Annotated in this window: 17 protein-coding genes and 1 pseudogene; 11 read left to right on the top strand and 7 right to left on the bottom strand. The window is 73.8% G+C overall.

All coding sequences use genetic code 11. The features are described from left to right. Positions 1 to 66: 66 nt before the first annotated feature. Entirely contained in the window at positions 67 to 1,059 is a 993-nt protein-coding gene (locus tag E0L36_RS20760) for an aldo/keto reductase (protein WP_180930623.1), read from the top strand. A gap of 390 nt (positions 1,060 to 1,449) precedes the next feature. Here E0L36_RS20760 and E0L36_RS20765 read toward each other — a convergent pair whose 3' ends face one another. Next, the gene (locus E0L36_RS20765; RefSeq protein ID WP_180930624.1) at positions 1,450 to 3,948 is read right to left on the bottom strand and encodes an HAD-IC family P-type ATPase; all 2,499 of its coding nucleotides are present in this window, start codon (positions 3,946 to 3,948) and stop codon (positions 1,450 to 1,452) included. 99 nt (positions 3,949 to 4,047) lie between these two features. Further along, the gene (locus tag E0L36_RS20770; protein ID WP_180930860.1) at positions 4,048 to 4,326 is read right to left on the bottom strand and encodes a DUF2530 domain-containing protein; all 279 of its coding nucleotides are present in this window, start codon (positions 4,324 to 4,326) and stop codon (positions 4,048 to 4,050) included. A gap of 452 nt (positions 4,327 to 4,778) precedes the next feature. Here E0L36_RS20770 and E0L36_RS20775 point away from each other — a divergent pair, with 452 nt between their 5' ends. Beyond that, positions 4,779 to 6,272: an NCS2 family permease gene (locus E0L36_RS20775; RefSeq protein ID WP_180930625.1), complete on the top strand. Its 1,494-nt coding sequence runs from the start codon at positions 4,779 to 4,781 to the stop codon at positions 6,270 to 6,272. A gap of 258 nt (positions 6,273 to 6,530) precedes the next feature. On the opposite strand, the gene E0L36_RS20780 is transcribed toward E0L36_RS20775, so the two are convergent. Continuing rightward, positions 6,531 to 6,755 (bottom strand): hypothetical protein, encoded by a 225-nt coding sequence (locus E0L36_RS20780; protein WP_180930626.1) that lies wholly within the window; start codon positions 6,753 to 6,755, stop codon positions 6,531 to 6,533. A 356-nt stretch (positions 6,756 to 7,111) separates the two neighbouring features. Between E0L36_RS20780 and E0L36_RS20785 the strand changes: the two genes are divergently transcribed. From E0L36_RS20785 to thpR, 3 genes and pseudogenes are all read left to right on the top strand, one after another. After that, positions 7,112 to 7,540: a MarR family winged helix-turn-helix transcriptional regulator gene (locus E0L36_RS20785; RefSeq protein WP_180930862.1), complete on the top strand. Its 429-nt coding sequence runs from the start codon at positions 7,112 to 7,114 to the stop codon at positions 7,538 to 7,540. 170 nt (positions 7,541 to 7,710) lie between these two features. After that, a pseudogene (locus E0L36_RS20790) lies at positions 7,711 to 9,165 on the top strand (MFS transporter); the annotation flags it as partial. 724 nt (positions 9,166 to 9,889) lie between these two features. Beyond that, positions 9,890 to 10,483 carry an RNA 2',3'-cyclic phosphodiesterase gene (thpR, locus tag E0L36_RS20795; RefSeq protein ID WP_180930627.1) on the top strand — a complete coding sequence of 198 codons (594 nt, stop codon included), beginning with the start codon at positions 9,890 to 9,892 and terminating at the stop codon, positions 10,481 to 10,483. Positions 10,484 to 10,586: 103 nt separating this feature from the next. On the opposite strand, the gene E0L36_RS20800 is transcribed toward thpR, so the two are convergent. Continuing rightward, on the bottom strand, positions 10,587 to 11,084 hold the full coding sequence (locus tag E0L36_RS20800) for an FBP domain-containing protein (protein WP_180930628.1): 498 nt from the start codon (positions 11,082 to 11,084) through the stop codon (positions 10,587 to 10,589). Positions 11,085 to 11,156: 72 nt separating this feature from the next. Here E0L36_RS20800 and E0L36_RS20805 point away from each other — a divergent pair, with 72 nt between their 5' ends. Further along, a complete protein-coding gene (locus E0L36_RS20805; RefSeq protein ID WP_180930629.1) occupies positions 11,157 to 11,732 on the top strand; it encodes a TetR/AcrR family transcriptional regulator in 576 nt (191 codons plus the stop codon). 61 nt (positions 11,733 to 11,793) lie between these two features. Here the strand turns inward: E0L36_RS20805 and E0L36_RS20810 are convergent, their stop codons facing one another. Then, positions 11,794 to 15,339, bottom strand: coding sequence for a sacsin N-terminal ATP-binding-like domain-containing protein (locus E0L36_RS20810; protein WP_374705566.1), 3,546 nt, complete (start codon positions 15,337 to 15,339; stop codon positions 11,794 to 11,796). Positions 15,340 to 15,754: 415 nt separating this feature from the next. On the opposite strand from E0L36_RS20810, the gene E0L36_RS20815 reads away from it, so the two are divergent. Together E0L36_RS20815 and E0L36_RS20820 are read left to right on the top strand one after the other, a co-directional pair. Further along, positions 15,755 to 17,221 carry an MFS transporter gene (locus tag E0L36_RS20815; RefSeq protein ID WP_180930630.1) on the top strand — a complete coding sequence of 489 codons (1,467 nt, stop codon included), beginning with the start codon at positions 15,755 to 15,757 and terminating at the stop codon, positions 17,219 to 17,221. Positions 17,222 to 17,587: 366 nt separating this feature from the next. Then, positions 17,588 to 19,021, top strand: coding sequence for a PLP-dependent aspartate aminotransferase family protein (locus E0L36_RS20820; RefSeq protein ID WP_258016362.1), 1,434 nt, complete (start codon positions 17,588 to 17,590; stop codon positions 19,019 to 19,021). Between the two features lie 324 nt (positions 19,022 to 19,345). Here E0L36_RS20820 and E0L36_RS20825 read toward each other — a convergent pair whose 3' ends face one another. Continuing rightward, a complete protein-coding gene (locus E0L36_RS20825) occupies positions 19,346 to 20,845 on the bottom strand; it encodes a hypothetical protein (RefSeq protein WP_180930631.1) in 1,500 nt (499 codons plus the stop codon). Positions 20,846 to 21,106: 261 nt separating this feature from the next. Then, positions 21,107 to 21,592 (bottom strand): MarR family winged helix-turn-helix transcriptional regulator, encoded by a 486-nt coding sequence (locus E0L36_RS20830; RefSeq protein WP_180930868.1) that lies wholly within the window; start codon positions 21,590 to 21,592, stop codon positions 21,107 to 21,109. Between the two features lie 143 nt (positions 21,593 to 21,735). Between E0L36_RS20830 and E0L36_RS20835 the strand changes: the two genes are divergently transcribed. The 3 genes from E0L36_RS20835 (at position 21,736) to E0L36_RS20845 (ending at position 25,802) form a co-directional block, all read left to right on the top strand. Then, positions 21,736 to 22,113, top strand: coding sequence for a cupin domain-containing protein (locus E0L36_RS20835; RefSeq protein WP_180930632.1), 378 nt, complete (start codon positions 21,736 to 21,738; stop codon positions 22,111 to 22,113). A 171-nt stretch (positions 22,114 to 22,284) separates the two neighbouring features. Next, entirely contained in the window at positions 22,285 to 24,201 is a 1,917-nt protein-coding gene (locus tag E0L36_RS20840) for an acyclic terpene utilization AtuA family protein (protein ID WP_180930633.1), read from the top strand. Next, complete coding sequence (locus E0L36_RS20845) at positions 24,198 to 25,802, top strand: acyl-CoA carboxylase subunit beta (protein ID WP_180930634.1); 1,605 nt, start codon at positions 24,198 to 24,200, stop codon at positions 25,800 to 25,802. Before E0L36_RS20840 ends, E0L36_RS20845 begins: the two co-directional genes overlap by 4 nt. The last annotated feature ends 5 nt before the right edge of the window (positions 25,803 to 25,807 follow it).

Here is a 25,807-nt window from a genome sequence, read left to right on the forward strand (position 1 = left end):
GAACCACGGGCCGTGACGCCCGGGTCGCCCTTGCCTGGAGCGCACTCCACGGGCTTGGGTGGGTGGATGAAGTACACGCAACTGGGCCGCACGGGGCTCAAGGTCAGCCGGATCGTGCTGGGCACGATGAACTTCGGACCGCAGACCGACGAGGCCGACAGCCACGCCATCATGGACGCCGCGCTGGACGCGGGCGTCAACTTCTTCGACACCGCCAACGTCTACGGCTGGGGCACCGAGAAGGGCCGCACCGAGGAGATCCTGGGCAGCTGGTTCGCCCAGGGCGGGAACCGGCGCGACAAGACCGTCCTGGCCACCAAGGTGTACGGCACCATGAGCGCCGACATGGACGACGTCTGGCCCAACCACAACAAGCTGTCCGCGGTGAACATCCGCCGCGCGGTGGACGCCAGCCTCAAGCGCCTCGGCACCGACTACATCGACCTGTACCAGTTCCACCACGTCGACCGGAACACCCCCTGGGACGAGGTCTGGCAGGCCATCGACGTCCTCGTCACCCAGGGCAAGGTGCTCTACGCCGGCTCCTCCAACCACGCGGGCTGGAACATCGCGCAGGCCAACGAGACGGCGGCCAGGCGCGGTTCGCTGGGCCTGGTGAGCGAGCAGTGCCTCTACAACCTCGCCGAGCGGCGCGCCGAGATGGAGATCATCCCGGCGGCCCGGGAGTACGGCCTCGGCGTCATCCCCTGGTCGCCGCTGCACGGCGGTCTGCTCGGTGGCGCCATCAAGCGCGAGAGCGAGGGGGCGCGGCGCAGCAGCGGCCGCTCCGCCGACGCGCTGGCGAACACCTTCGTCCGGGCCCAGGTCGAGGCGTACGAGGACCTGCTCGGCAAGCACGGTCTCGAACCGGGTGAGGTGGCGCTGGCCTGGCTCCTCGCCCAGCCCGGGGTGACCGGTCCCATCGTCGGGCCGCGCACCAGGGAGCAGCTGGACGGCGCGGTGCGCGCGGTGGATCTGGACCTCGGCGAGGAACTGCTGGCCTCGCTGAACGAGATCTTCCCCGGTCCGGGCCCCACCCCCGAGGCGTTCGCCTGGTAGCTCCGCGGATCCCACCGGAGGCCCGGCTCGCCCGGCCGGGTCCCCGGTCCGTGGTGTCCGGATCTGCGGTCCCGTGGGGTCCGGACGTGCGGGTGGGCCTTCCGGCCGGGGGCGAGCCGGGGCGAATCGGGGTGTGAGCCGGGTGGTCAGCCGCCGAAGGCGGTGGCGATGGCCACCACGAGGAACATCATCACGAGCGCGATCGTCACGACGCGCGTCCTGGTCTTGGTATTCACAGCCCCCACCGTACTGCCCACCGGCCGCGCGCCCCGGCCCCGGGTGTCCCGGAGCCGGGCGCCGGCCGGTCCCCGCGCCCGGCCCCGGAGCCGGGCGCCGGCCGGTCCCCCGCGCCCGGCCCCGGAGCGCCGGACGCGGCGGCGGACGGTCCCGTCAGGCGGGCACCCGGCGGGCGACCAGGCGCCAGACGATCTCCAGCAGCACCCCGGCGGTGAGCGCCACCCCCACCCCGGTCCAGGGCATCTCGGTACCGACCAGCTGGAGCTTGAAGAAGTCCTGGAGCCACGGCGTCACCAGCACCACCACGAAGCCGAGCCCCATCGCCAGCACCAGCCCGATCCGCCACCAGGTGTACGGCCGCGCGACGATCGCCAGCACCCACATCGCGATGAGGAACAGCGTCATCGTCGCCACGCTGGTCTCCGCGTCCAGCGCGCCCTCACCGGAGTAGTGACCGCGCGCCAGCATGTACGCGGTGAAGGTGCCGGTCGCCGCGATCAGACCCGCGGGCATCGCGTACCGCAGCACCCGGCGCACGAAGTTCGGCCGGGCCCGCTCCCGGTTCGGGGCGAGCGCGAGGAAGAAGGCCGGGATGCCGATCGTCAGCGAGGCCAGCAGCGTCAGATGACGCGGCAGGAACGGGTACGGGATCTGCCAGAGGATCACCAGCAGCGCCAGCAGCACCGAGTAGACGGTCTTCGTCAGGAACAGGCTGGCGACCCGCTCGATGTTCCCGATGACGCGGCGCCCCTCGCCGACGACCGAGGGCAGCGTGGCGAAGCTGTTGTTCAGCAGCACGATCTGCGCGACACCCTTGGTGGCCTCCGAACCGGAACCCATCGAGACGCCGATGTCCGCGTCCTTCAGCGCCAGCACGTCGTTCACGCCGTCCCCGGTCATCGCCACGTTGTGCCCGCGCGACTGGAGCGCGGCGACCATGTCCCGCTTCTGCTGCGGAGTGACCCGCCCGAAGACGCTGCCCTCCTCCACGGCCCGCGCCATCTCGTCCCGGTCCTCGGGGAGCTGACGCGCGTCCACCGGCGCCTCCGCGCCCGGCAGGCCCAGCTGCCCGGCGACGGCACCGACCGAGACCGCGTTGTCCCCGGAGATCACCTTCGTCTGGACGTGCTGCTCCGCGAAGTACTCCAGGGTGGCCGAGGCGTCCGGCCGCAGCCGCTGCTCCAGCACGACCAGCGCCCGCGGCTCGGCCCCGGCCGCCGCCTCCGACGACTCCAGCTCGGCGCCGGTACGCGCGAGGAGCAGCACCCGCAGCCCCTTGCTGTCCAGCCGCCCCGTCTCGCGCAGCGTCTCGTGCCCGGCGGGCAGCAGCACGTCGGGGGCGCCGAGCAGCCAGGTGTGCCGGGCGCCGTCGGGCTCCGCGAGCACCGCGCCGCTGTACTTCCGGGCGGACGAGAAGGGCAGCGCCTCGACACAGCTCCAGCCGGAGTCCGCGGCCGCCGGATACGCGTCGACGATGGCCTGGAGGCTGGCGTTGGGGTGCGGGTCGGACTGGCCGAAGGCGGCCAGCACCCGCTCCACGTGACCGGGGTCGGCGCCGTCCAGCGGGCGGGTCTCCGCCACGTCCATGCCGCCCTCGGTGAGCGTCCCCGTCTTGTCCAGGCAGACGATGTCGACCCGCGCCAGCCCCTCGATGGCGGGCAGCTCCTGCACCAGGCACTGCTTGCGGCCGAGCCGGATCACGCCGATCGCGAAGGCCACCGAGGTGAGCAGGACCAGGCCCTCGGGCACCATCGGCACGATCCCGGCCACCATGCGGCGGATGGCCTCGGAGGGGTCGTTGTGCTCCACCACCATCTGGCTGATCACCAGCCCGATCGCGGCGGGGATGATCATGTAGGTGATGTACTTGAGGATCTGGCTGATCCCGCTGCGCAGTTCGGAGTGGACGAGCGTGAAGCGGGACGCCTCCTCGGCCAGTTGCGCGGCGTACGCCTCGCGGCCCACCTTCGTCGCGGTGAACGCGCCCCCGCCCGCGACCACGAAGCTGCCGGACATGATGGTGTCGCCGGGCTGCTTGAGCACCGGGTCCGCCTCGCCGGTCAGCAGCGACTCGTCGACCTCCAGGCTCTGCGACTCGGTGACCTCGCCGTCCACCACGCACTTGTCGCCCGGCCGCAGCTCCACCAGGTCCCCGAGGACGATGTCCCCGGTGGCGACCTCGCTGCTCACCCCGTTCCGCCGCACCAGCGGGCGGGCCTCCCCGATGACCGCGAGGCTGTCCAGGGTCTTCTTGGCCCGCAGCTCCTGGATGATGCCGATGCCGGTGTTCGCGATGATCACGAAGCCGAACAGCCCGTCCTGGATCGGCCCCACGACCAGAATGATCAGGAAGAGGATGCCGATGATCGCGTTGAAGCGGGTGAAGACGTTGGCGCGCACGATGTCGGCCGCGGAGCGGCTGCTGCGTACCGGTACGTCGTTGATCTCGCCGCGGGCGACCCGCTCCGCCACCTGAGCGGAGGTCAGCCCGGTGGCGCGGGCCGCGTCCGCTGTCGTGTCCCCGCCGTGCTCCGGGGGGGCATGCCCGTCGTCGGGTGGGGGCGCGGCAGCGCTCGCCCCCGAGGCTCCCCCGCCCCCACCTCCGCCTTCCGGCTCCAATCCACCAACCTCGGCCTCTGCCCGGTGCGTCATGGGTGAGACGGTACGCGTTCGGCTCACCGCGCGGAGCGGCAGCCCTGCCGAGAACGGCGCCCCGGCCGGCCCCGCCGGTGGTGCGGTCGGCCGGTGTGGTCAGCCGGTGGTCTGCCCGTCCTCGGCGGACCGCGCGGCGGACCGGCGGATGGCGGCCTCCCTGCGGCGTACGTACCAGATGCCGACGAGGCCGAGCCCGGCTCCGGCGGCGCAGGTCCAGATCCACCAGGTGTGGCCCCGGTCGGCGTACCAGCCGTAGAAGGGCAGCTGGGCGAGGAAGAGGACGCCCCAGATCACCGTGCCCGTGACGGTCGTCGCGACGACGTTGCCCTCAAGCGGTTCCGGCGCCACCCGCTCACCGTCGGTCCACTTGCTCATCAGCCCCATGGCCGCCAGCCTACCCAGCCCCCGTCGCCCGCCCCGAGCCCACCCGCTCCCGCCGCCCCGCCCTCCGGTATCCGGTTCCTCTCCACCGCCCGGCCCCGGGTGGCCGGGTGCGTCCCGGTTCCGGCTTCCGGTCTCGCGGAGGGGCCGTCCGCTCCGGTCGCGGAGGGTGGCGCGGGCGCGACGCACCGCCCCGGACCACCGCGTCCGGGGTCACCGTGTGCGCGTGCGTACGTACGGACCGGTGGCTCTACGCGCGCAGATAGCGATCATTGGCGTGACCTGTTCATACTGACCTCCGTTGCACGCGGCTGATTTCGATCGTTGGATGCTCCAAACTGATCCTTTACCGGCCTGAGACCACGGTGCCGGACGCTCGGGTTCAGCCCTGTCGCACGCTCCGCCACACCGCCGCCCATCTGGGCTCTCCCCACCCGAGGTCACGCATGCCCGCTTCGACGCGCCCCGTCGACTCCGATCCCCCCGAGAATCCCGAGCACCCGGAGAAGGGGACGTCTCGGCCAGGGCCGCACGGCGCACTGGACCGGTTCTTCCGCATTTCGGAGCGCGGCTCCAGCGTGGGACGCGAACTCAGGGGCGGGCTCGCCACCTTCTTCGCGATGGCATACATCATCGTGCTGAACCCGATCATTCTGGGCGCCGGAACCGACAAGTACGGCCACCAGCTCGACAACGCCCAACTGGTCACCGCCACCGCGCTGATCGCGGGACTCACCACCGTGCTGATGGGTGTGATCGGCAACGTCCCGATCGCCCTCGCCGCCGGCCTCGGGATCAACGCCGTCGTCTCCCTCCAGCTCGCACCGCAGATGAGCTGGCCGGACGCGATGGGCATGGTGGTGCTCGCGGGCGTCGTGCTGATGATCCTGGTGGCCTCCGGTCTCCGGCAGCGGGTGATGGACGCGATCCCCAACGGCATGCGCCGCTCCATCGCCATCGGCATCGGGCTGTTCATCGTCCTCATCGGCCTCGTGGACTCCGGTTTCGTCACCCGCAACCCGGACGCCGCGCACACCACGGTGCCGCTCGGCCTCGGCCAGGGCGGGCAGCTCCAGGGCTGGCCGGTGCTGGTCTTCGTGATCGGGATGGCCCTGATGTTCGTCCTGCTGGTCCGGAAGGCCAAGGGCGCCATCCTGATCGGCATCGTCACCATGACGGTCGTCGCGATCGTGATCAACGCGCTGGCCGACATCCCGGACGAGGCGTGGGGCCTCGCCGTCCCGCAGCTCCCCGACTCGGTCGTCGGCAGCCCGGACTTCGGGCTGATCGGGGAGATGAGCCTGTTCGGCGGCTTCAGCGAGGTCGGCGTCCTCACCGGCTGCCTGTTCGTCTTCACCGTGCTGCTGTCCGGCTTCTTCGACGCGATGGGGACGATCATCGGCGTCGGCGAGGAGTCCCGGCTCACCGACGAGAACGGTCAACTGCCCGGCATGGGCCGCATCCTGATGGTGGACGGGATCGGCGTCGCCGGGGGCGGCTTCGGCTCCTGCTCCGCGAACACCTGCTTCGTGGAGTCGACCGCCGGCGTCGGCGAGGGCGCCCGTACCGGCCTCGCCAACCTGCTCACCGGCGGGCTCTTCCTGCTCGCGCTGATCTTCACGCCGCTCGCCACCGTGGTGCCCTCGCAGGCCGCCACCCCGGCGCTGGTCGTCGTCGGCTTCCTGATCATGTCGTCCAACGTGCGCGGCATCGACTGGGCCGACCCCACCATCGCCATCCCGGCGTTCCTCACGCTGATCTCGATGCCGTTCACCTACAGCATCACCAACGGAATCGGCCTCGGCGTCCTCGCCTTCATCGTGCTGCGCGCCGCCACCGGACGGTTCCGCGAGGTGCCGTGGCTGCTCAACGCCGTCGGTCTCTGCTTCCTGGTCTACTTCCTGCTGGACCCGATCGAGCAGATCCTGGGCGTCAAGTAACCCGAACTGGTCCGCGCCGGGCGGAAGGCACCCGAGGTGCCCCTCCGTGCCTGCCGCCGCCATCGGGCGCCGCCCCGGTCACCGGCGCCGCCGCCCGTCGGATCCGCTGAGCCGGGCCATCCCCTCCGGATGGCCCGGCTCAGCCCGTTCCCGGCCCGGCTCCGCGTTCGCCACCGTTTCCACTCCGGGGAGCTTCCCGTGGACCGGGTCCGGGGGAGCGGCGGGCGCTACGGCCGGGTGGACGACGAGCGGGACGGTTCAGGCCGTGTGACGATGAGTACGGGCCGAACTTCCGTAGAAGCGGTCCGTCTCATCGACCGCCGCCGTGAACCGTTCGTCGAAGTCATCGCGGACGAGCGCCCGGACGACGTAGTCCCGCACGCTCATTCCCCGCTTGGCGGCGTGCCGGTGGAGACTGTCGAACAGCTCACCGTCTATCCGCAGGCTCAGCACCTTCGAGGGCGACGAGGATTCCGAGGACATGCGTTCCACTGTCCCCGTAGGCTCCGGTGCCGGTCGTCGGTTTCCCGTTCGCTCTCACTCGTACGTGTGAGAACGGGCGGAAGCGCCCCCTCGTACCGGCCTGCCGCGCTGGTTACCGGGCCGTCGACCCGCGGAGTGGTATTTAGGTGGAGTAATGAGTTACTCTAATGAACATGCCGGAACACTCCCGTCCCCAGCACCAGGGCGACACCGCGCACCACTCCGAAGGCCCGGGCGCCCCGGCCGTCCAGCCGCTGTCGCCCGCGGGCACTCCGGCCGCCTCGGGCCCCCCGGGGGCCCCGGCCGCCGATCCCAGCGGAGCCGGTGACGCCAACGGGACGGGCGGTCCGGCGGCGATGGGCGACTCGGCCGACGAGATCGCGGTCAACGCCCTGCGCTCGTCCGTGATGCGGCTGTCCCGGCGCCTGAAGCACCAGCGCGTCGACGAGTCGCTGAGCCCGACGGAGATGTCGGTTCTCGGCACCCTCGCCCGCTGCGGCAGCGCGACGCCGAGCGAACTCGCCCGGCGGGAACACGTCCAGCCGCCGTCGATGACCCGCATCGTGGCGATGCTGGAGGCCAAGGGACTGGTTCGGCTGGATCCCCACCCGGAGGACCGCCGGCAGAAGGTGGTCACCCAGACCGAACAGGCCGAGTCCATGCTCGTCGCGGCCCGCCGCAAGCGGAACGCCTGGCTGGCGGAGCTGGTCGGACAGCTGGACGAGGAGGACTGGGCCCGGCTCCGGGACGCCGCGCCGGTACTGGAGAAGCTGGCGCACCAGTAGCGGCCGCAGGGCGACGGACCGGCCCCGGAGCGGGGTCGACGAGTACCGAACCCAGCGAACCCAGCGAACCCAGCGAGTAGCGAACGCGCGGGACGGCGAACACCCGAGAACCAGCGAAGACAGCGGAGACGAAGCGCGCGGAGCGCGGTAGAGCAGGAGGCGAAGCGCCCTTGAGTACGGGCCACGGAGCAGATTCCGCACCCGGACCAGAGAGCACCACACCACACCACGACGGCACCCGGCGTGACCGGCGGCGGCGGTTCCGCCCCACGCGCCGCGGCCACTCTTCCGGCCAGACCCCCGATTCCTCGGGCAAGCGGGTCCGGCCCGGTGCGACGCCGCCCGGCGGCGGCGCGAACCCCCCGGCCAGCGAGCCGCGGGCGTCCATGTTCAGCTCCCTGCGGATCCGGAACTACCGGCTGTTCGCGATGGGACAGGCCGTCTCCAACACCGGTACCTGGATGCAGCGCATCGCCCAGGACTGGCTGGTGCACAGCCTCACCGGATCGGCGACGGCGGTGGGGATCACCACCGCCCTCCAGTTCCTCCCGATGCTTCTCTTCGGGCTGTACGGCGGGGTCATCGCGGACCGCTGCGACAAGCGGAAGCTGCTGCTCGGCACCCAGGCCGTGATGGGGCTGACCGGTCTCGGGCTGGCCGCCCTGACGCTCAGCGGGCAGGTGCACGTCTGGCACGTCTACGCGCTCGCCTTCGTCCTCGGACTCGTCACCGTGCTGGACAACCCGACGCGGCAGTCCTTCGTGTCGGAGATGGTCGGACCCGATCAGATACGCAACGCGGTCTCGCTCAACTCGGCCAACTTCCAGAGCGCCCGGCTGGTGGGTCCCGCCATCGCCGGGGTGCTGATATCGGCGGTCGGCAGCGGCTGGGCCTTCCTGTTCAACGGCCTCTCCTTCATCGCCCCGCTCACCGGGCTGCTCATGATGCGCACCGCGGAGCTGCATGAGACCACCCGCGCCCCCCGCGCCAAGGGACAGCTCCGCGAGGGGCTGAGCTACGTACGGGAGCAGCCGGCGCTGCTCTGGCCCATCGTGCTCGTCGGCTTCGTCGGCACCTTCGGCTTCAACTTCCCGATCTGGCTGACGGCGTTCACCGAGGGCGTCTTCGACGAGGGCGCCGGGACGTACGGGCTGCTCAACACCCTGATGGCGGTCGGATCGGTCGCCGGGGCGCTGCTCGCGGCGCGGCGCGGCTCCGCCCGGATGTGGCTGATGGCGGGCGCGGCGGTGGCGTTCGGCCTGCTGGAGATGGCCGCGGCCCTCGCCCCGTCCTTCTGGGTGTTCGCCGCGCTGATGGCTCCCATCGGGATCATGGGACTCACCTTCAACGTGACCGCCAACACCACCGTTCAGCTGGCCTGTGACCCGGTGATGCGCGGCCGCGTGATGAGCCTCTACATGATGGTCTTCGTCGGTGGTACGCCCATCGGTGGCCCGTTGATGGGCTGGATCACCGACGCGTACGGGCCGCGCGCCGGATTCGTCTGCGGCGGGCTGATCTCCGCGGTGACCGCCGTCGCCGTCGGGCTGGTGCTGGCCCGGGTCGCGGGACTGCGGCTCCGGTTCGAACCGCGGCGCGGACACCTGCCGGTGCGGCTGGTTCCGGTGGCGGGCGGCGTACCCGCGCCGGAGGCCCGGGCCGCGCTCGCCCCGGCCCTGTCCGAGCGGACCACTCCGCTCACCGGCACCCCGGAAGCGGCCACGAAGCGATCCGGTACGGACGTGGCGCAGCCCGCCGTGGTCACCGGGGCGTCCCGGGTGGTCGCCAGGGCGCCCGGAGCGGCCACCGGCACCCCCGGGGCGGTCACCGCCGGGACTCCCCGAAGTCCAGGAACCGCCGCGGCCGCCGGACACCCCGGGACCGCCGGATCCTCCGGAGACACCGGAGCCACCGGGAACGCCGGAGACACCGGAGCCACCGGATCTCCCGGGATCACCGGTTCCAGCGGTGAGACCACGGTCGCGGCCCCGTCCGGCGACCGCGCCGAGCGGCAGCCGGAGACGGCCACGGGCGAGCGCGCCAGCGGCAGGGGCCGGTCACGGGCCGCCGCCGCTCCGACCGGCGCGGCGCGCCCCCGGGTACGGACGGGAGCCGCCGCCACCCCCGGCCCCCACGGATAGCGCGGGCCCCGCCCCTCCACCCGTCGGTCCACCCGTCGGTCCACCCGTCGGTCCGCCCGTCGGTCCGGGCGCGGCGGGGAGGCGGCCGGGCCGACCTGCTGGCCGCCGCCGCGCGCGGAGAGCGGCGGGAGCAGGCGGGAGCAGGCGGGGGAGTGGACGGGCGGGAGCGGGCGGCGGGAGTGGCGGACCGGTGCGGGAGGCTGTGCCCATGAGACTCTTCGCCGCGCTGCTCCCGCCGCCCGCCGTCACCGAGCAACTAGCCGCCGGGGTACGCGAGTTGCGGCGTCTCCCGGAGGCGGACCGGCTGCGCTGGACCGAGCGCTCCGGCTGGCACGTCACCCTCGCCTTCTACGGGGACGTGCCGGAGGCCACGCTGCCACGGATCGAGGAGGGCCTGGCCCGCGCCGCCTCCGGCTGCGCCCCGCTGGAGCTGCGGATCGTGGGCGGCGGCCGGTTCGGCTACCGCGCGCTGTGGGCCGGGGTGCGCGGCGAGCACCGCTCCACACTCAGCGAACTGCGGCGGCTCGCCGCCGAGTCCAGCGCGGTGGGGCGTCACGCGGGGCTGGAGACGGAGGACCTGGAACACCGTCCGTACCGCCCGCATTTGACGCTCGGGCTGACCGGCCGCGCCCATCCGCCGGCCGACCTCCCGGCGTTCGTCACCGCGCTGGCGGCGTTCCGCTCCCCGCCCTGGACGGCCGACGAGCTGGCCCTCGTCCGCAGCCACCCTCCGACCAGCGGCGTCCTCCGGGAGCGTCCCCGCTACGAGACGCTCACCACCTGGCCCCTCACCCCCGCCTGAGCCGCCACCCCGCCGCCCCGCCGACCTTCCCCAGCACCCGGCCGCCCCGCCCCGGTCTCCCCAACGACCCGCCAACGCCCCCTCCCCGCCCGGCGGGTGGTGGTCAGGGGGTGGTGGTGACCTTGGTGAGGAAGGTGGCGAGGTTCGTCGTGGTGCGCTCGATCTTCTGCTCCAGGGTGAGCGTCTCGTGGAGCCGGGCGCCGACGCCCGGGTTCCGCAGACCGCGGACGTACAGGGAGCAGGCGAGGTCGCCGCAGAGGTAGACGCCGACCGAGTCGCCCTGCCGCCCGGCCTTCCCCGCGCGGGGCGCGACCATCAGCGAGACGCCACCCGGATGAGTGGTGAGGCACAGCGAGCACATGCCGCGCCGGGTCTGCCAGGAGGTGGGGGCGGGGGAGCGCAGCGCGAGGGCGGTGGGGCGGCCGTCCCACTCGGTGACGAGGTAGGCCCGCTGGGGGGCCTGGGGGTCGCGCCAGCCGAGGTAGTCCAGGTCGGTCCAGGGTTGTTCGGCCAGGTCGCGTGGGACGGGGAGCCGCTTCGCCTCGCCCTTTGTGCGGTTGACGAACGCGGCCCGGATCTCCGGTTCACTCAGCGGTCTCATACGACGCACGCTAATTTGCCTAATGGTTTTAGGCAAACGCATAATCTCCTCAGGCTGACGGGAGGAGACGTGATGGCGCGGGTGGGACTGAGCACGGAACGCCTGGTCGCGGCGGGAGCGGAGCTGGCGGACGAGGTCGGCTTCGACGGGGTGACGGTCTCGGTGCTGGCCCGGCGGTTCGGGGTCCGCGCCGCGAGCCTCTACTCGCACGTCCGGAACTCCGAGGACCTGCGGACCCGGATCGCGCTGCGCGCGCTGGAGGAACTGGCCGACCGGGGCGCCTCGGCGCTGGCCGGGCGGGCCGGGAAGGACGCGCTGGCCGCGCTGGCCAACGTCTACCGCGACTACGCGCGGGAGCACCCCGGCCGCTACGCCGCCGCCCAGCTACGGCTCGATCCGGCCACCGCCGCCGCGAGCGCGGGCCCCCGGAACGCCGAGCTGGCGCGGGCGGTGCTGCGCGGCTACGAGCTGGCGGAGCCCGACCGCACCCACGCGGTGCGGCTGCTCGGCAGCGTCTTCCACGGCTACGTCAGCCTGGAGCTGGGGGGTGGTTTCAGTCACAGCGCGCCCGACAGCGAGGAGACCTGGACGCGGATCGTGGACGCGCTCGACGCGCTGCTGCGCGCCTGGCCCCCCGCCCCCGGCTGATCCGCGAGCGGGCCGGGGCGGGAGGGCGTGCCCGAGGTGGGGCCCTGGGCGCGGGCGAGGGTCAGTCGAACCAGCGGGCGCGGGCGAGTTCGGCCGTCCGCGAGGGGTCCTCCAGCAGGGCCGCGACCTCGAAGCGGCGCGGCCAGGCACCGGCCGCCCAGGCCAGCCCCGCCGCCAGACCCTCCAGGGTCGCGGCGTGCACCACGCCGTCCGGGGTGTGGCGCCAGTCCAGCTCCGCGGCGCCGCCCCCGGCGTCGTCGCTGTCGGCGGTGCCGAGCGTCACCAGCAGTTCGTCGTGCTCGCGGTAGCGGCGCGGGGCGGCGGGCAGCAGCACCCGGACGGCCTCGGGAACCTCGCGTTCCACGCCCGGCTCGGTGACGGGCGCCGGCAGGGACTCGCTCAGCCGCCGGACGTCCAGCAGCGCGGCCAGGTCGGCGGCGTGGGCGGGGGCGACCGGCAGCAGCGGACGGTCACCGGCGAGCGGCAGCAGGTCCGGCGCGTCGGCGATCCGCACCCGCGCCGCGTCCACCACCCGGAGCTGGTCGCCGCAGAGCGCCCGTACCTCGTCGGGGAGGGTGACCTCGTCCGGGTCGAGCCGTGCCAGCAGGCCGTAGAGCGCGTGGAGTTGGGCGGCGCTCACCTCGGCGTCGGGGTCCGCGAGACGGGCGAGGAGTTCGGCGGCGCCGCCGGGCTCGTCCAGCAGGGCGAGCGCGGAGGTGCGGACCCCGAGGGCGCGCAGCACCTGCTCGTCGCGGACGGCCGAGGTGTCCGCCTCCTCGTAGAGCCCGGCCAGCAGCGGGTCGCCGCCGCTGGCCCGGAGCCCGGCCGGGCGGCGGCCGTCCAGTACCGGGTGGCCGCGCAGCCACCAGGCGGTGTGGGGGCGGACGTGCTGGGCGGTGCCGTCGGGGAGGAGCACCCGCACGGGCGCGGTGAGCGCCTCGCGGAGTGGCGGCTGGGACAGCATCGCGAGGGCTTCGGGCCAGTGGTCGTCGTCGACCAGGTCGAGGTCGCGGACGGCGACGAGTTCGGCGGCCACGGGCGGCAGTGGCGTCTCCGGCAGCTGGTCGAGTACGTCCTCACACCAGACATCGACGGAGTCGAGGTAGCCCGGATCGTCCGGCTCGGGGAAGTCGCTGTCTCGCGGGGCGAGTTCGTCCGGGTCGAGCACCACGTCGGTGGCGCGGACCAGCGCGAAACCGGCCTGCACGCCGACCGCGGTCAGCGGGCCCTGACCCCAGCGGTCGGCCAGCTCCTGGTCGCAGGCGCCGAGTTCACCCTCGAAGATGACGCGCTGGAACGGGCTGCCGGGGAAGACGAGTTCGGCGGCGGGGACGGGTTCGCCGTCCTCGTCGGGCAGGGCGAGCGCGCCGAGCCAGGGCTCGTCGCCCGGGTCCAGCCGCGCCTCGCCGACGAGGCCGAGCACCGTTTCCACCAACTCGTCCCAGTCCGGGGCCTCTTCGGCCCAGCCGGACTCGGCGCTGTCCAGTGAGCCCGCCACGGCGGCGCGCACCTGCGGGGTGGTCAGTACCGCGCGCGGGGTGGCCGGGGTGGCGCCCAGCTTCTCCAGCAGCGGGTGGACGGAGTCCGGGTGCGCCACCTTGAGCCCGAGCCCGGCGAGTACCGCGTTCCGCCCGCCCTCGGGCATCAACGCCCCCTCGCCCAAGGGGAGTTCATCACCGTACGCAGCGGCACGACCGTCCGTGCCGTCCGTGCTGTCGGCGTCGGCGGTGCCGGTGGGGAGGGGGAGGAGGACCTGGCGGGGGCCGATCGCGGTGCGGCCGGGGGTCCCGGCCAGCGGAACGGGCAGGCCGCTGAGCCGGTCCGGGTCGGTTCCGGCCAGTGCGTCATAGAGCCGGAACCACCAGGAGGGGGGCCGCTCCACGCCCGCGAGCCGGTCGATGACCTCGCCGAGCGGCACCCGCTCGACCTCCAGCGCGCGTAGTTCGGCGCGGCGCTCCAGCCCGGCGGGGAGCAGGCTGGGGAACAGCTCCGCGAGCACGGCGACGGTGGCGGCGCCCGCGCCCTCCACCAGTTCGGCGTCCAGCGGGCGCAGGGCGATCGGCCCGGACTCCACGTCCCCGTCGGTGAGTTCGCCCGCGTCCGTGCGGCTGTCGGCGTCCCCGGGCCCGTACCCGGCGCCGGTGCCCGGTGCGCCGAGGACGTCCGAACCGCCAGCGGCACGCCGCGAGTCGGGCTCCGCGTCCGCCATCTCGCGTCCGGCGGCGGGGCGTTCGGCGGAGGCGGCGTCGCCGGAGGGGACGGCGGTGGCCGGGGGAAGGAAGCGCACACGGGGCAGCAGGGCGAGTACCCGGGCGCGCAGCGCCCCGTCGGTCTCGCCGGTGCCGAGCGGCGCCGGGACGAGGTCCAGGACGCCGGTGCCGAGCGGCCGCCAGTCGCGCAGCAGCCCGGCGTAGGTCTCGGCGGCGCGGTCGAGCAGGAAGTCGGTGAGCGGGCCGGGGGCGAGGTGCCGCCGGGTCGGCTCCAGCGGGAACGTGCCGATGAGCAGCGCGGGCAGGCCCAGTGGCTCGTCGGTGGGGGTCGGCGCGTGCACCCGGGGAGCGGTGCGGGGGCGTGCGGGGGCGCCGGTCTCCGGATCGACCGGCACCGCCCAGGTGATGCTCCAGCCGGGCCGTTCGCGCTCCTCGGTGGGCCGGTCGGCGAGGAGTTCGGGCGCGGCGACGCCGTCGAGGGTGGTCACCCGCCAGCGGGTGGCGCCGGCGGCCGAGTCCCGCACGGTGACGAGGCTGGCCCGCCCCCGCGCGCCGTCCCGGGTCGGTTCGCCGGGTACCCGGGCGGGCTCTCCGGACTCCCGGGAGAGTTCGCGGACGCCCTCGGCGGTCCGCACCGTGATCCGCTCCAGCGCGGGCAGCGTGAGCAGCAGCGCGTCGTCGATCCCGGTGAGCAGCCGGTGCGCCAGCTCCTCGGCCGCCGCGTCCCGCAGCGGGAGGACGACGCTGGTGTCGAACTCCGTGAGGTCCGTCCGCCGGACGACCCCGCCGAGGTCGGCAGCGCCGTCCGGAGCGGCCGGGGCGACCGGCAACGGCAGCCGGAGCAGCGGCACATGGCCGGAGCGGCGCTGGAGTTCGGCGGCCAGCCCGGGGTCGGCGGCGCCCTCCCCGGCCGCCCGTCCGGCCGCGTCGCGGGCCTCCGCGAGCGACCAGCGCACGCCGCCCGCGCGGCCGAGCACGGCGGGTTCGTCGGTGACCGCGAGGACGGCGGAGAAGCCGACTCCGAAGCGGCCGACCGCCCGGTCGTCGGTGCTCTCCCGCTTGGCGGAGGCGCGCAGCGTGGACAGCGACTCGACGCCCTGGACGTCCAGCGGGGCGCCGGTGTTGGAGGCGGTGAGCACCCCGTCGGCGAGGGTCAGCAGCAGGTGGCCGGGGATGTGGGCGCGGGCGGCGGCGTCGGCGGCGTTCTGCGCGAGTTCGACGACGAGCCGGTCGCGGTAGCCGCCGAGCGCCAGGTCCTGTTCGGCGTTGGCGTCCTCCCGGAAGCGGGCGGGGGACGCCGCCCAGGCGTCGAGCACGGCGCGCCGGAACCGTGCGGTGTCCAGGGGATCCGCCGCGCTCCGGGCGCCGTCCGCCGCTGCCGCTCCGCCGCTGTTCACGCCTGTCGTCTCCTTCGTCGGCCGGTTCCGCTCTGCCCGGTGACGGTACGGCATCGGCGCGCGGGGCGGCGGGGTGGCGGCCGGACGGGGGCTCGGGCGCACCGCCACGTGAGCCGGGGCGCACCGGGGTGAGAGCCGGGGCATACCGGGACGGGGGCCTGGCGAGGGCCCGCCGCGCCGGGTGCGGCGGAGCGGCCGGGACCTGAACGAGCCCTGCGCGGGCGCGGGTTGGGCGGGGGCCCGGTGCGGGGGCGGGTTGGGTGGGGCCCGCTGCGGGGGCGGTTGAGCGGAGGGTCGGTTTCCGGCCGGAATCGACTCCGAGGTCCGGAACCCGGTTGACTGCATACCCCCGGGGGGTACATTATCCCGGCACGTTTCTTTACCCCTAGGGGGTATATACCGAAGGAGTTGGGCCGTGACAACCGTCAATCCCAGACGCTGGTGGGCACTGCTCGTGCTGGCTGGCGCGCAGTTCATGGTCATCATGGACACCTCGATCATCGGGGTCGCGCTCCCCGAGATGCAGAAGGACCTGGGCTTCTCCCAGGGCGACCTCCAGTGGGTCTTCAACGCCTACGTCATCGCCTTCGGCGGGCTGCTGCTGCTCGGCGGACGCCTCTCCGACCTGCTCGGCGCCCGCAAGGTGTTCGTCACCGGCTGGATCATCCTTATCGGCGGATCCGTCGTCGCCGCGGCCGCCACCACCGCCTCCGCGGAGATCGTCGGACGCGCGGTGCAGGGCGTCGGCGGCGCGCTGATCGCACCGTCCGCGATGACGCTGCTGATGATCCTCTTCAGCCACGACCCGCGGGAACTCGGCAAGGCGATGGCCTTCTACGGGGCGGCGGCACCCGCCGGCGGCACCGCGGGCGTCTTCCTCGGCGGCGTCTTCACCGAGTGGATGAGCTGGCCCTGGATCTTCGTCATCTACATCCCGATCGGCCTCGCCTCGCTGGCGGCCACCCCCAGGCTGCTGCCCGCCGTGGCCAACAAGCGCGGTTCGGTCGACGTGCTCGGCGCCGTCGCGGTGACCGCGGGACTCGCGGTCGCGGTGTTCGCCATCGTCCGTGCCCCCGAGGTCGGTTGGGGCTCCGGCGAGACGCTGCTCCAGCTCACCGGAGCCGTCGCGCTGCTCGCCCTCTTCCTGGTCCTCCAGCGCTCCGTGCGCGAGCCGCTGATGCCGTTCAGCGTCTGGCGCGTCCCCCGGCTCGGCACCGCCAACCTGGCGATGCTGCTGCTGGGCGCGGCCTGGATCCCCATGTGGTACTTCCTCAACCTCTACCTCCAGCAGGTCCTCGGCTTCGGCGCCTTCGCCAGCGGTTCCGCGCTCGTCCCGATGACCGTCCTGCTGATGCTCTTCATGACCGTCATCACCGCCCGGCTGATGGCCAGGTTCGGCGCCAAGCCGCTGATCGGCACCGGCCTGCTGGTCCTCGGCGCCGGTCTGCTCTGGCTCTCCGCCGTGCCGTCCGACGGCAGCTTCGCGGTGAACGTGCTGCCCGCCTCGCTGGTCGCCGCGCTCGGCATGTCCCTGGCCTACATCCCGGCGATGCTGACGGCGATGTCCGGCGCCCCGCCGGAGCAGGCGGGCCTGGCCTCCGGCATCGTCAACACCTCCTACCAGGTGGGCTCCGCGCTCGGCCTGGCCGCGCTCACCGCCCTGGCCACCTCGCGGGGAGCCGACGAACTGGGCAACCTGCCCGCGCTCACCGACGGCTTCAGCGCCGCGTTCCTGGCGGGCGCCGGAGTGGCGGCCCTCGCCGGGCTGCTCACCCTCGCGGTCATGCGCGGCGAGCGGCAGGCCCGCGCCGCCTCCCCCGGGACCGGCGCCCCCGACACGGCGGACGCCGAACCGGCGCGCCGGGAGAGCACCCCGGTGTGACCCCCCGTTCCACAGACGAGCGGACCCCGGCGCGCTCAACTCCCCGCGCGCCGGGCCCATCCGGGACCGCACGACGCCCCCGAGGCGCCGTGCGGTCCCGCGCGGCGTCCCTCCCCCGACACCCCCATAGCCCCGCCCGGCCCCTTCGTGGTGACCACGGGGACCGTCAACCCGTCGACTGTGGCCGGTACTTCGGGCGGGAACCACCGTGTTCACCCCCCGCCGACCTTCCGCGCCGCCGACTCGTCGTGACGGAGCGCCAGTTCGTGACGTGGACTCGTCCGCGCCGCCGACTCGCCCGTCACACCGCCCCGTTCGGGACACCGATCCGTCCGTCAGCCGATCCACCCAGGAGAGGAAACCCGCATGGACCAGCTGCCAGGTCAGCCGCCACCGCACCACCGGCAGACCCGCGCCGTACACGCCGCCCGCTCGTCGCCCCCACCGCCGGACGGTCACCGGCCCACCACCGGCGGGGAGTCCGGGGACGCCGCACGGCCCACCGCGGAGGGCCGTCCCACCGCCGGTGACCGGTCAGCCGCCGGGGGCGCGGGGCGGCCCGGCGGGTACGGGTCGGCCGGACACCACTCAGCGGGGTACGCGACAGCCGAGGAACAGGCCCAACCCCCGCTCCGATCACGTCCGTTGAGCGTGCCACTGATCCAGGCGTCCGCCTTCGCCTTCGACGACGTGGACGCGCTGGCCGACGCGATGGCCGACCCCGACGGCGCGTACGTCTACAGCCGCCGTGGCAATCCGACCGTCCGCGCCCTGGAGAGAACCCTGGCCGACCTGGAAGGGGGCACCGCGGCGCTGGCGACCGCCTCCGGAATGGGCGCGATCAGCGGGGTGCTGCTCTCGCTGCTGCGCCCCGGCGACCACGTGATCGCCCAGAGCTGTCTCTACGGCGGCACGCACGCCGTCCTCACGGACCTGGCCGCCCGGTTCGGGGTGGAGGTCTCCACCGTCGCGGGGGACAGCGTCGAGGAGTTCCGCGCCGCCGTCCGGCCCACCACCCGGCTGCTGTTCCTGGAGACGGTCGCCAACCCGACGGGAGACGTGCCGGACCTGCCCGGACTGCTGGGCGCGGCGGCCGAGTTCGGCGTGCGCGGGGTGGTCGACAACTCCCTCGCCTCCCCGCTGCTCTGCCGCCCGCTGGAACACCGCGCCGACGTGGTCGTGCACTCCACGACGAAGTACCTCAGCGGGCACTCCGACACGATGGGCGGTGCCGCGGTCTTCGCCGACACCGCGCTGTACCGGCTGGTGTGGGGCAGGGCGGTCGAACTCGGCAGCACCGCCGACCCGTTCGCCTCCTGGCTGACCCTGCGCGGGATACAGACGCTGCCGCTGCGCATGCGGCAGCACTGCGCCAACGCGGAGGTGCTGGCCGAACGGCTGGCGGGGCACCCGGCGGTGACGGCGGTGCGCTGGCCGCTGCGGCCCGACCATCCGCGGTACGCGCTCGCCCGGCGGCTGCTGTCCGGCGGCGGCGGAATGCTCTCCTTCGACCTGGCGGGCGGCCGGGCGGCGGGACGCGCCTTCGCACGCACCGTGCGGCTCGCCCAACTGGCCCTTTCCCTGGGCGGGGTGGAGACCCTGGTGACGCATCCGGCGAGCACCTCGCACCGCGAGCTGGACGGTGCCGCGCTCCACGCGGCGGGCATCGGCCCGGGCACGGTACGGATGTCGGTGGGCATCGAGCACCCCGAGGACCTGTGGCGGGACGTCGAACAGGCGCTGGACGCCGCGTACGCCACCCGCCGCCCGGCGACCCGACGCGACGGCGCCTCGGCCTGAACGGCCTCGGCAGCCCGGGGGTTCGGAGGACCGGCCGGGTCGATCGCCCGGTGCGATCCGAGGGCGCTGGCCCACGGGGCCGCGCGGCCCCGGGGCCCCGTCGCCCCGAACCCCCTTCGGCCACACGCTCCTTGGGGCCCTCGGCGGCCACAGGGCGGTGCGGTGACGGGGTGACGGGGTGACGGGGCCCAGGCGGTGACGGAGTCACGGGGGTCACCGGCCACGGGGCCCACGGGCCACGGGTTCCGCGTGGGTCTGGCCGGTGTCCCGCGCGCCGCGTTCGCGTGCTCAACGCCGCGCTCTGACAGGGTTGTTGGCAGGGTCTCAGGGGCGGTGGCGCGAGCGGGCGACGAGGCGCCTGAGCGGTGTCATCCAGCGGCGTCGGGTCAGCGTCAGCGCTCCGGCGACCACGACGAGCCCGACCGTGACGGACAGCGTCTTGTGGAGCGTTCCCGCGGGGGTGCTGGCGGCCGCCGTGTCGTTGGCCGGCCGGGGGTCGAGCCGGGGGAACCGTTCGGAGTCCGTGACCTCGACCCTGGTCTGCCCCCACCAGCCGGGGCGCAGGACGAAGTCGAAGGTCGTGGTCCGTCCACGGTCGGGGGAGACCGCGCACCGGTACTCCGTACCGCTCACCCGCTGGCACAGTTCCGCGTTCTCCTCCAGGTCCTCGTCGCGTGGGGTCCGCAGCACGGTGCTGCCCGGCGGGAACGTCACCTTCGCGTGGTACGGCCCGCCCGGACCAGGGTCGCCAGCGGGCCCGTTGTTCCGGACGCCCACCCGCACCCGCACGCGGTCGTCCGACTCCTCCGAGAGGCGAACGCCGGTCGCCTCGTAGTCGGCGCGGGTCGGCCGTCGCAGGTACATGAGAGCCTCGCCCCCCGGCTCGTCGAACTCGCGGAACGGGCCCTTCGCGTCGGTGTCCGTGAGCCGCAGGGGGCTTCCCCGCCCTGGCTCACCGGGCCCGGGATCATCGGACTTCTCCATGGGACGGACGGAGAAGGGGATCGACTCGTACATGGCGGGTTCCGGGTTCCGCACGCTCAGTGCGGGGGCGAGCGTCATGGTCTCGCCCGGGCGGACGACGACGTCGGGGAACTGGCACGTCACGGAGACCGCACGGTACCGGCAGTTGCGGTGCTGCTCTTCCGTGGCCCCCTGCCTGACGCTCGCCACGACGCCACGCGCGGGGACCTCGCCCACGTTCTTGAACGTGATCGGCACCCGGACCGATTCGGTGGGCTTGACCCCCTTTCGCATGGGTGGCTGCTCGACCGCGAGGCGCGGCCGTCCGATCACGACCCGCGTGGTCGCCGTGCGCGGCTCGCCCTGGCGCGGGGTGAACGTGTAGCGGAGCGTCCCGGAGTCACCGTTCCGGCCGGCGTCGAGCGCGCGGAGATACGTCTTGAAGACGGGCAGGGAACTGCTGACGGAGCAGTCGATCCTCGCGCTTCCGTAGCCCTCGCACTTGTCCAGGCCGTCCTGCCTGAAGGCCACCTTGCCCGAGAGGTCGCTGGCGTCCAACGTGAGTCGGCCGGAGGGACGTTCGCGGTTCCCGTTGCCGAGATCGTGGATCTCGACGTCCAGATCCTTCTGGCTCGGACGCGGATCGCCCTTCCCTCCCCACGCGCTGGCGGGCGCGAGGAAGTAGGTCTCCGGCACCTCCAGACGCGGCTTCCCGCCCTCCCGGACCCGCGCGCCCTCCTCGGCCCTCACGTTCCCCTCGGCCCGCTGGTGTCCGGCCACCGGCTGTACGGTCCCGCCAGCCCGTTGACCGGCGACGTCCTGCCCGGCGCTCCCCACGGTCGCGGACACCACCAGCGTCACCGCGACGACCCTCGCCAGGGCACCCCCGGGTCGGCCGACGGGGGCTCCCGCTCGGAAGGGGAACCGGAGTATCCGCTCGCGCCGCATGGTGCCCTCTCTCCGCCAGGGGCCGAGATCCCGAACAGCGGTGGTGTGAGCCGACGTTGTCGGGTACCACCGCCCGGCGGAGCCCGGTGCGGGTAGTCGCCCGCTACGGAAGACCGGCCCGGTCTGCCGCCGGACTCTACAAGGCTGCTGGGGCGGATGGGACCGCTGTCGTGGTCAGGTGCCGTGGAACCAGCCGGGCATGTCGAGCGGGAGCGGCTCCGCCGGGGTCATCCGGCGCAGGTCCGCCTCCAGCGCGCTCAGCCGTTCCGCGCCCAACTCGGCGGCCCAGTCGGCCCGTAGCCGTTCGAAGACGATGGCGGAGCGGCGCAGGCAGTCGTCGCCGTGCGCGGTGCGCCGGACGGTCTTGCGCCGGGCGTCGTGCGGGTCGGTGCCCCGCTCCACGTAGCCACGGGACTCCAGGGCGCTGACGGTCTTGCCCGCCGCCTGCTTCGACACCCCCAGCCGCCGGGCGAGTTCCACGGCCGTGGTGCCGTCCCGGCCTATGGCCTGGAGGGCGTAGCCGTGCAGGGGGCGGGCGTCCGGGTGGCCCTGCCGGGCGAGTTCGGCGTGCAGTTCGTCGATGAGTACGCGGAAGGCCAGGAACAGGCGGAGCGGCAGTTCGAATCCGGGGGCCTGGGCGCCCGGGCCGGGGTCCGCCAGCCGTCCGGCCTCCGGTGCGGGACGCGCTTCGCCGCCACCGGACGCCGGTTCGCCAACTCCCGCCCCTGGAAGATCACTTGACACGATGGACAACCATGTTCACTATCTCGACAACCATGTTGTCGATTCTAGGAGTTCCCTCCATGTCTGTCATCCGTGAGAGTGAGGCCCGTCGTACGGAGACCCCGAACGCGGTGATGACCACCCTTGCCTCCCCGACGCTCGGCGGTGCCGAACACTCCGTCTGGCGCGTCGAGATGGGGCCGGCCGCCGTCGGCCCCCCGCACGCCTTCGACGTCCAGCAGGTCTGGACGGTGCTGGAGGGTGGCGCGACCGTCGAGGTGGGGGAGGCGAGCCACGACGTGGCCCCCGGGGACACGCTGGTGCTGCCCGCCGAGGTGCTTCGCCGGGTCACCGCCGACCCGGCGGGCGGGCTGCGGGCCCTCGTTGTCTCCGCGCCCGGCCCCTCCGCGAGCGTGCCGGGCGGCGCCACCCCGACCGTCCCCGCCTGGACCGTCTGATCCGTCCCCGTCCCGCTGTCGGGGTCGTGGGCCTCGTGGCCGGGCGATGATTTTCTAATCCAGCACGCTTGTTTGTTTTCGGTTTCGCTGTCAGGCTCGTCCCGCGCGTCCCGGGGGGTCGCTTCCGGGGTACCGGAGGCCGTTCCCGGGCGGCGGGAGAGGGGAGCGGGCATGGCGGCGGAGCAGCGCGACACCGGTGCGGACGCCGGGAGTTCGGCGCCGGGCCCGGCGCGTACCGGGCGGCGGGCGGGAGCCCCCGCGCTCCAGGACCCCACGTCCGGGGGCCGGTTGGCGCGGGTGGGCGGGGCGTCCAGGGGTCCCGGTGACGCGGACGGGGTGCTGCGGATCGGCAACGCCTCCGGCTTCTACGGCGACCGCTTCGACGCCCTGGAGGAGATGCTGACCGGCGGCCCCCTCGATGTGCTGACCGGGGACTACCTGGCCGAACTCACCATGCTCATCCTCGGCAGGGACCGGATGAAGGATCCGGCGCGCGGCTACGCCCGCACGTTCCTGCGCCAGCTGGAACGCGGCCTCGGTATCGCGCGGGAGCGCGGCGTCACCCTCGTCACCAACGCGGGTGGGCTCAATCCTGCGGGACTCGCCGATGCCATACGGGAGTTGAGTGAGCGCGTCGGGGTGCCCGCCCGGGTGGCGCACGTCGAGGGCGACGACGTCCTCGGCCGTGGCTGGGGCGAGGGGGTGCTGACCGCCAACGCCTACCTGGGCGGCGGGGGCGTCGCGGCCTGTCTGCGGGCCGGGGCGGACGTGGTCGTCACCGGCCGGGTGACGGACGCGGCGCTGGTGAGCGGCGCGGCGGCGGCGCACTTCGGCTGGGCGCCGGACGACTGGGACGCGCTGGCCGGGGCGGTCGTCCTCGGGCACGTGCTGGAGTGCGGGCCGCAGGCGACCGGCGGCAACTACGCCCTCTTCGTGGAGGAGGGCGTGGACGCGCGCCGTCCCGGCTTCCCCCTCGCGGAGATCGCGCGGGACGGCTCGGGCGTCGTCACCAAACACCCGGGCACCGGCGGCGCGGTGACCGTCGGCACCGTCACCGCGCAGCTGCTGTACGAGACGGCGGGCGCCCGCTATCCCGGGCCGGACGTGACGGCCCGGCTGGACACGGTGCGGCTGCGGCAGGAGGCGCCGGACCGGGTGCGCGTCGCGGGGGTGCGCGGCGAGGCGCCGCCCAGCACGCTCAAGGTCGGCCTCACCCGGCTCGGCGGGTTCCGGAACGAGGTCACGTTCGTGCTGACCGGGCTGCGGGTGGAGGAGAAGGCGGCGCTGGTCCGGGGGCAGATGGAGGAGGCGCTGCGGCGCTCCGGGCGGGTCCCGGCCGAGGTGCGGTGGAGCCTCGCGCGGACGGACCGCGTCGACGCGGACGTTCAGGAGGAGGCCAGCGCGCTGCTGCGGATGGTGGTGCGGGACCGGGACGCGGAGGCGGTGGGGCGCGCGGTGAGCGGCGCCGCGATCGAGCTGGCGCTCGCGGGCTATCCGGGGTTCCACGTCACACGGCCGCCCGAACGGGGCGCGCCCTACGGGGTGTTCACCTCGGAGACCGTGGCGGCGGGGAGCGTGGAGCACCTCGCGGTGCTGCCGGACGGACGGCGTGAACCGGTGCCGCCCGCCCCGGAGTTCCGTCCGCTGACGGAGCTTCCCGAGCCTGAGCCGTCCGGGGCCGGGGTTCCCGGGGGCGGGGACCCGACGGACGCCGGGGCGAACTCCGGTGAGCCGCTGGGTGGTTCGGACACGGTGCGGGTGCCGCTGGGCGCGGTCGCGGGGGCGCGCAGCGGGGACAAGGGCGGCAGCGCCAACGTGGGTGTCTGGGCGCGGGGTGGAGACGAGCGGATCTGGCGGTGGCTGGCGCGGGAGCTGACCGTCGAGCGGCTGCGGGAGCTGCTGCCCGAGTGCGCCGAACTCCCCGTCACCCGGCATGTGTTGCCCAACCTGCGGGCGCTGAACTTCGTCGTCGACGGGATCCTCGGGGAGGGCGTCGCCGCGCAGGCCCGTTTCGACCCGCAGGCCAAGGCGCTGGGGGAGTGGCTGCGCTCCCGGCATGTGGAGCTACCGAAGGGGTTGTTGCCGTGACTGTGCTGCGGTCCGTGCTGGACGTGGCGTCGCCGGAGTACGCGCGGGCACGCGAGTCGATGCTCGGCAAGCTCACCGAGCTGGAGGCCGAGCAGGCGAAGGCGGTCGAGGGCGGCGGTGCCAAGTACGTCCAACGACACCGGGAGCGGGGGAAGTTGCTGGCCCGTGAGCGGATCGAACTGCTGCTCGACCCGGACACGCCGTTCCTGGAACTCTCCCCGCTCGCTGCCTGGGGGTCGGACTACCAGGTCGGCGCCTCGCTGGTAGCCGGGATCGGGGTGGTCTCCGGCGTCGAGTGCCTGATCACCGCGAACGACCCGACGGTGCGCGGCGGCGCCAGCAACCCGTGGACGCTGCGGAAGGCGCTGCGGGCCAACGAGATCGCCTATGCCAACCGGCTGCCCAGCATCAGCCTGGTGGAGTCCGGCGGCGCCGACCTGCCCAGCCAGAAGGAGATCTTCATCCCCGGCGGGGCGCTGTTCAAGGACATCACCCGGCTCTCCGAGGCCGGAATCCCCACCGTCGCCGTGGTGTTCGGCAACTCCACGGCGGGTGGCGCGTACATCCCCGGCATGTCCGACCACGTCATCATGGTCAGGGAGCGGGCCAAGGTGTTCCTCGGGGGGCCGCCGCTGGTCCGGATGGCCACCGGGGAGGAGGCGGCCGAGGAGGACCTGGGCGGCGCCGACATGCACGCCCGCACCTCCGGGCTGGCCGACCACTACGCGGTGGACGAGCCCGACGCCCTCCGGCAGGCGCGGCGCGTGGTGGCCCGGCTCAACTGGCGTAAGGCGCACGCCGATCCGGACCCGGAGGCGGTGCTCCCGCCGCGCTACGACGCCGAGGAGCTGCTCGGGGTGGTGCCCGAGGAGCTGAAGGTGCCGTTCGACCCGCGTGAGGTGATCGCGCGGATCGTCGACGACTCGGACTTCGACGAGTTCAAGCCGCTGTACGGGGCGAGCCTGGTCACCGGCTGGGCGCGGCTGCACGGCTACCCGGTGGGGGTGCTCGCCAACGCGCGGGGGGTGCTCTTCAGCGAGGAGTCCCAGAAGGCCACGCAGTTCATCCAGCTGGCCAATCAGCGGGACATCCCGCTGCTGTTCCTGCACAACACCACCGGCTACATGGTCGGTACGGAGTACGAGCAGGGCGGCATCATCAAGCACGGCGCGATGATGATCAACGCGGTCTCCAACTCGAAGGTCCCGCACCTGTCGGTCCTGCTGGGCGCGAGCTACGGCGCCGGGCACTACGGCATGTGCGGACGCGCCTACGACCCGCGCTTCCTGTTCGCCTGGCCGAGCGCCAAGTCGGCGGTGATGGGGCCGCAGCAGCTGGCCGGGGTGCTGTCGATCGTGATGCGGGAGTCGGCCGCCGCCAGGGGCAAGCCCTTCGACGAGGAGGCCGACGCGGGGCTGCGCGCCATGGTGGAGCAGCAGATCGAGAGCGAGTCGCTGCCGATGTTCCTCTCCGGGCGGCTCTACGACGACGGGGTCATCGACCCGCGCGACACCCGCACGGTGCTGGGTCTGTGTCTGTCCGCGCTGCACAGCGCGCCGGTCGAGGGCGCCCGTGGCGGCTTCGGCGTCTTCCGGATGTGAGGCGG

This window comes from Streptomyces sp. AJS327, from assembly GCF_013450295.1.
GTDB lineage: Bacteria > Actinomycetota > Actinomycetes > Streptomycetales > Streptomycetaceae > Streptomyces.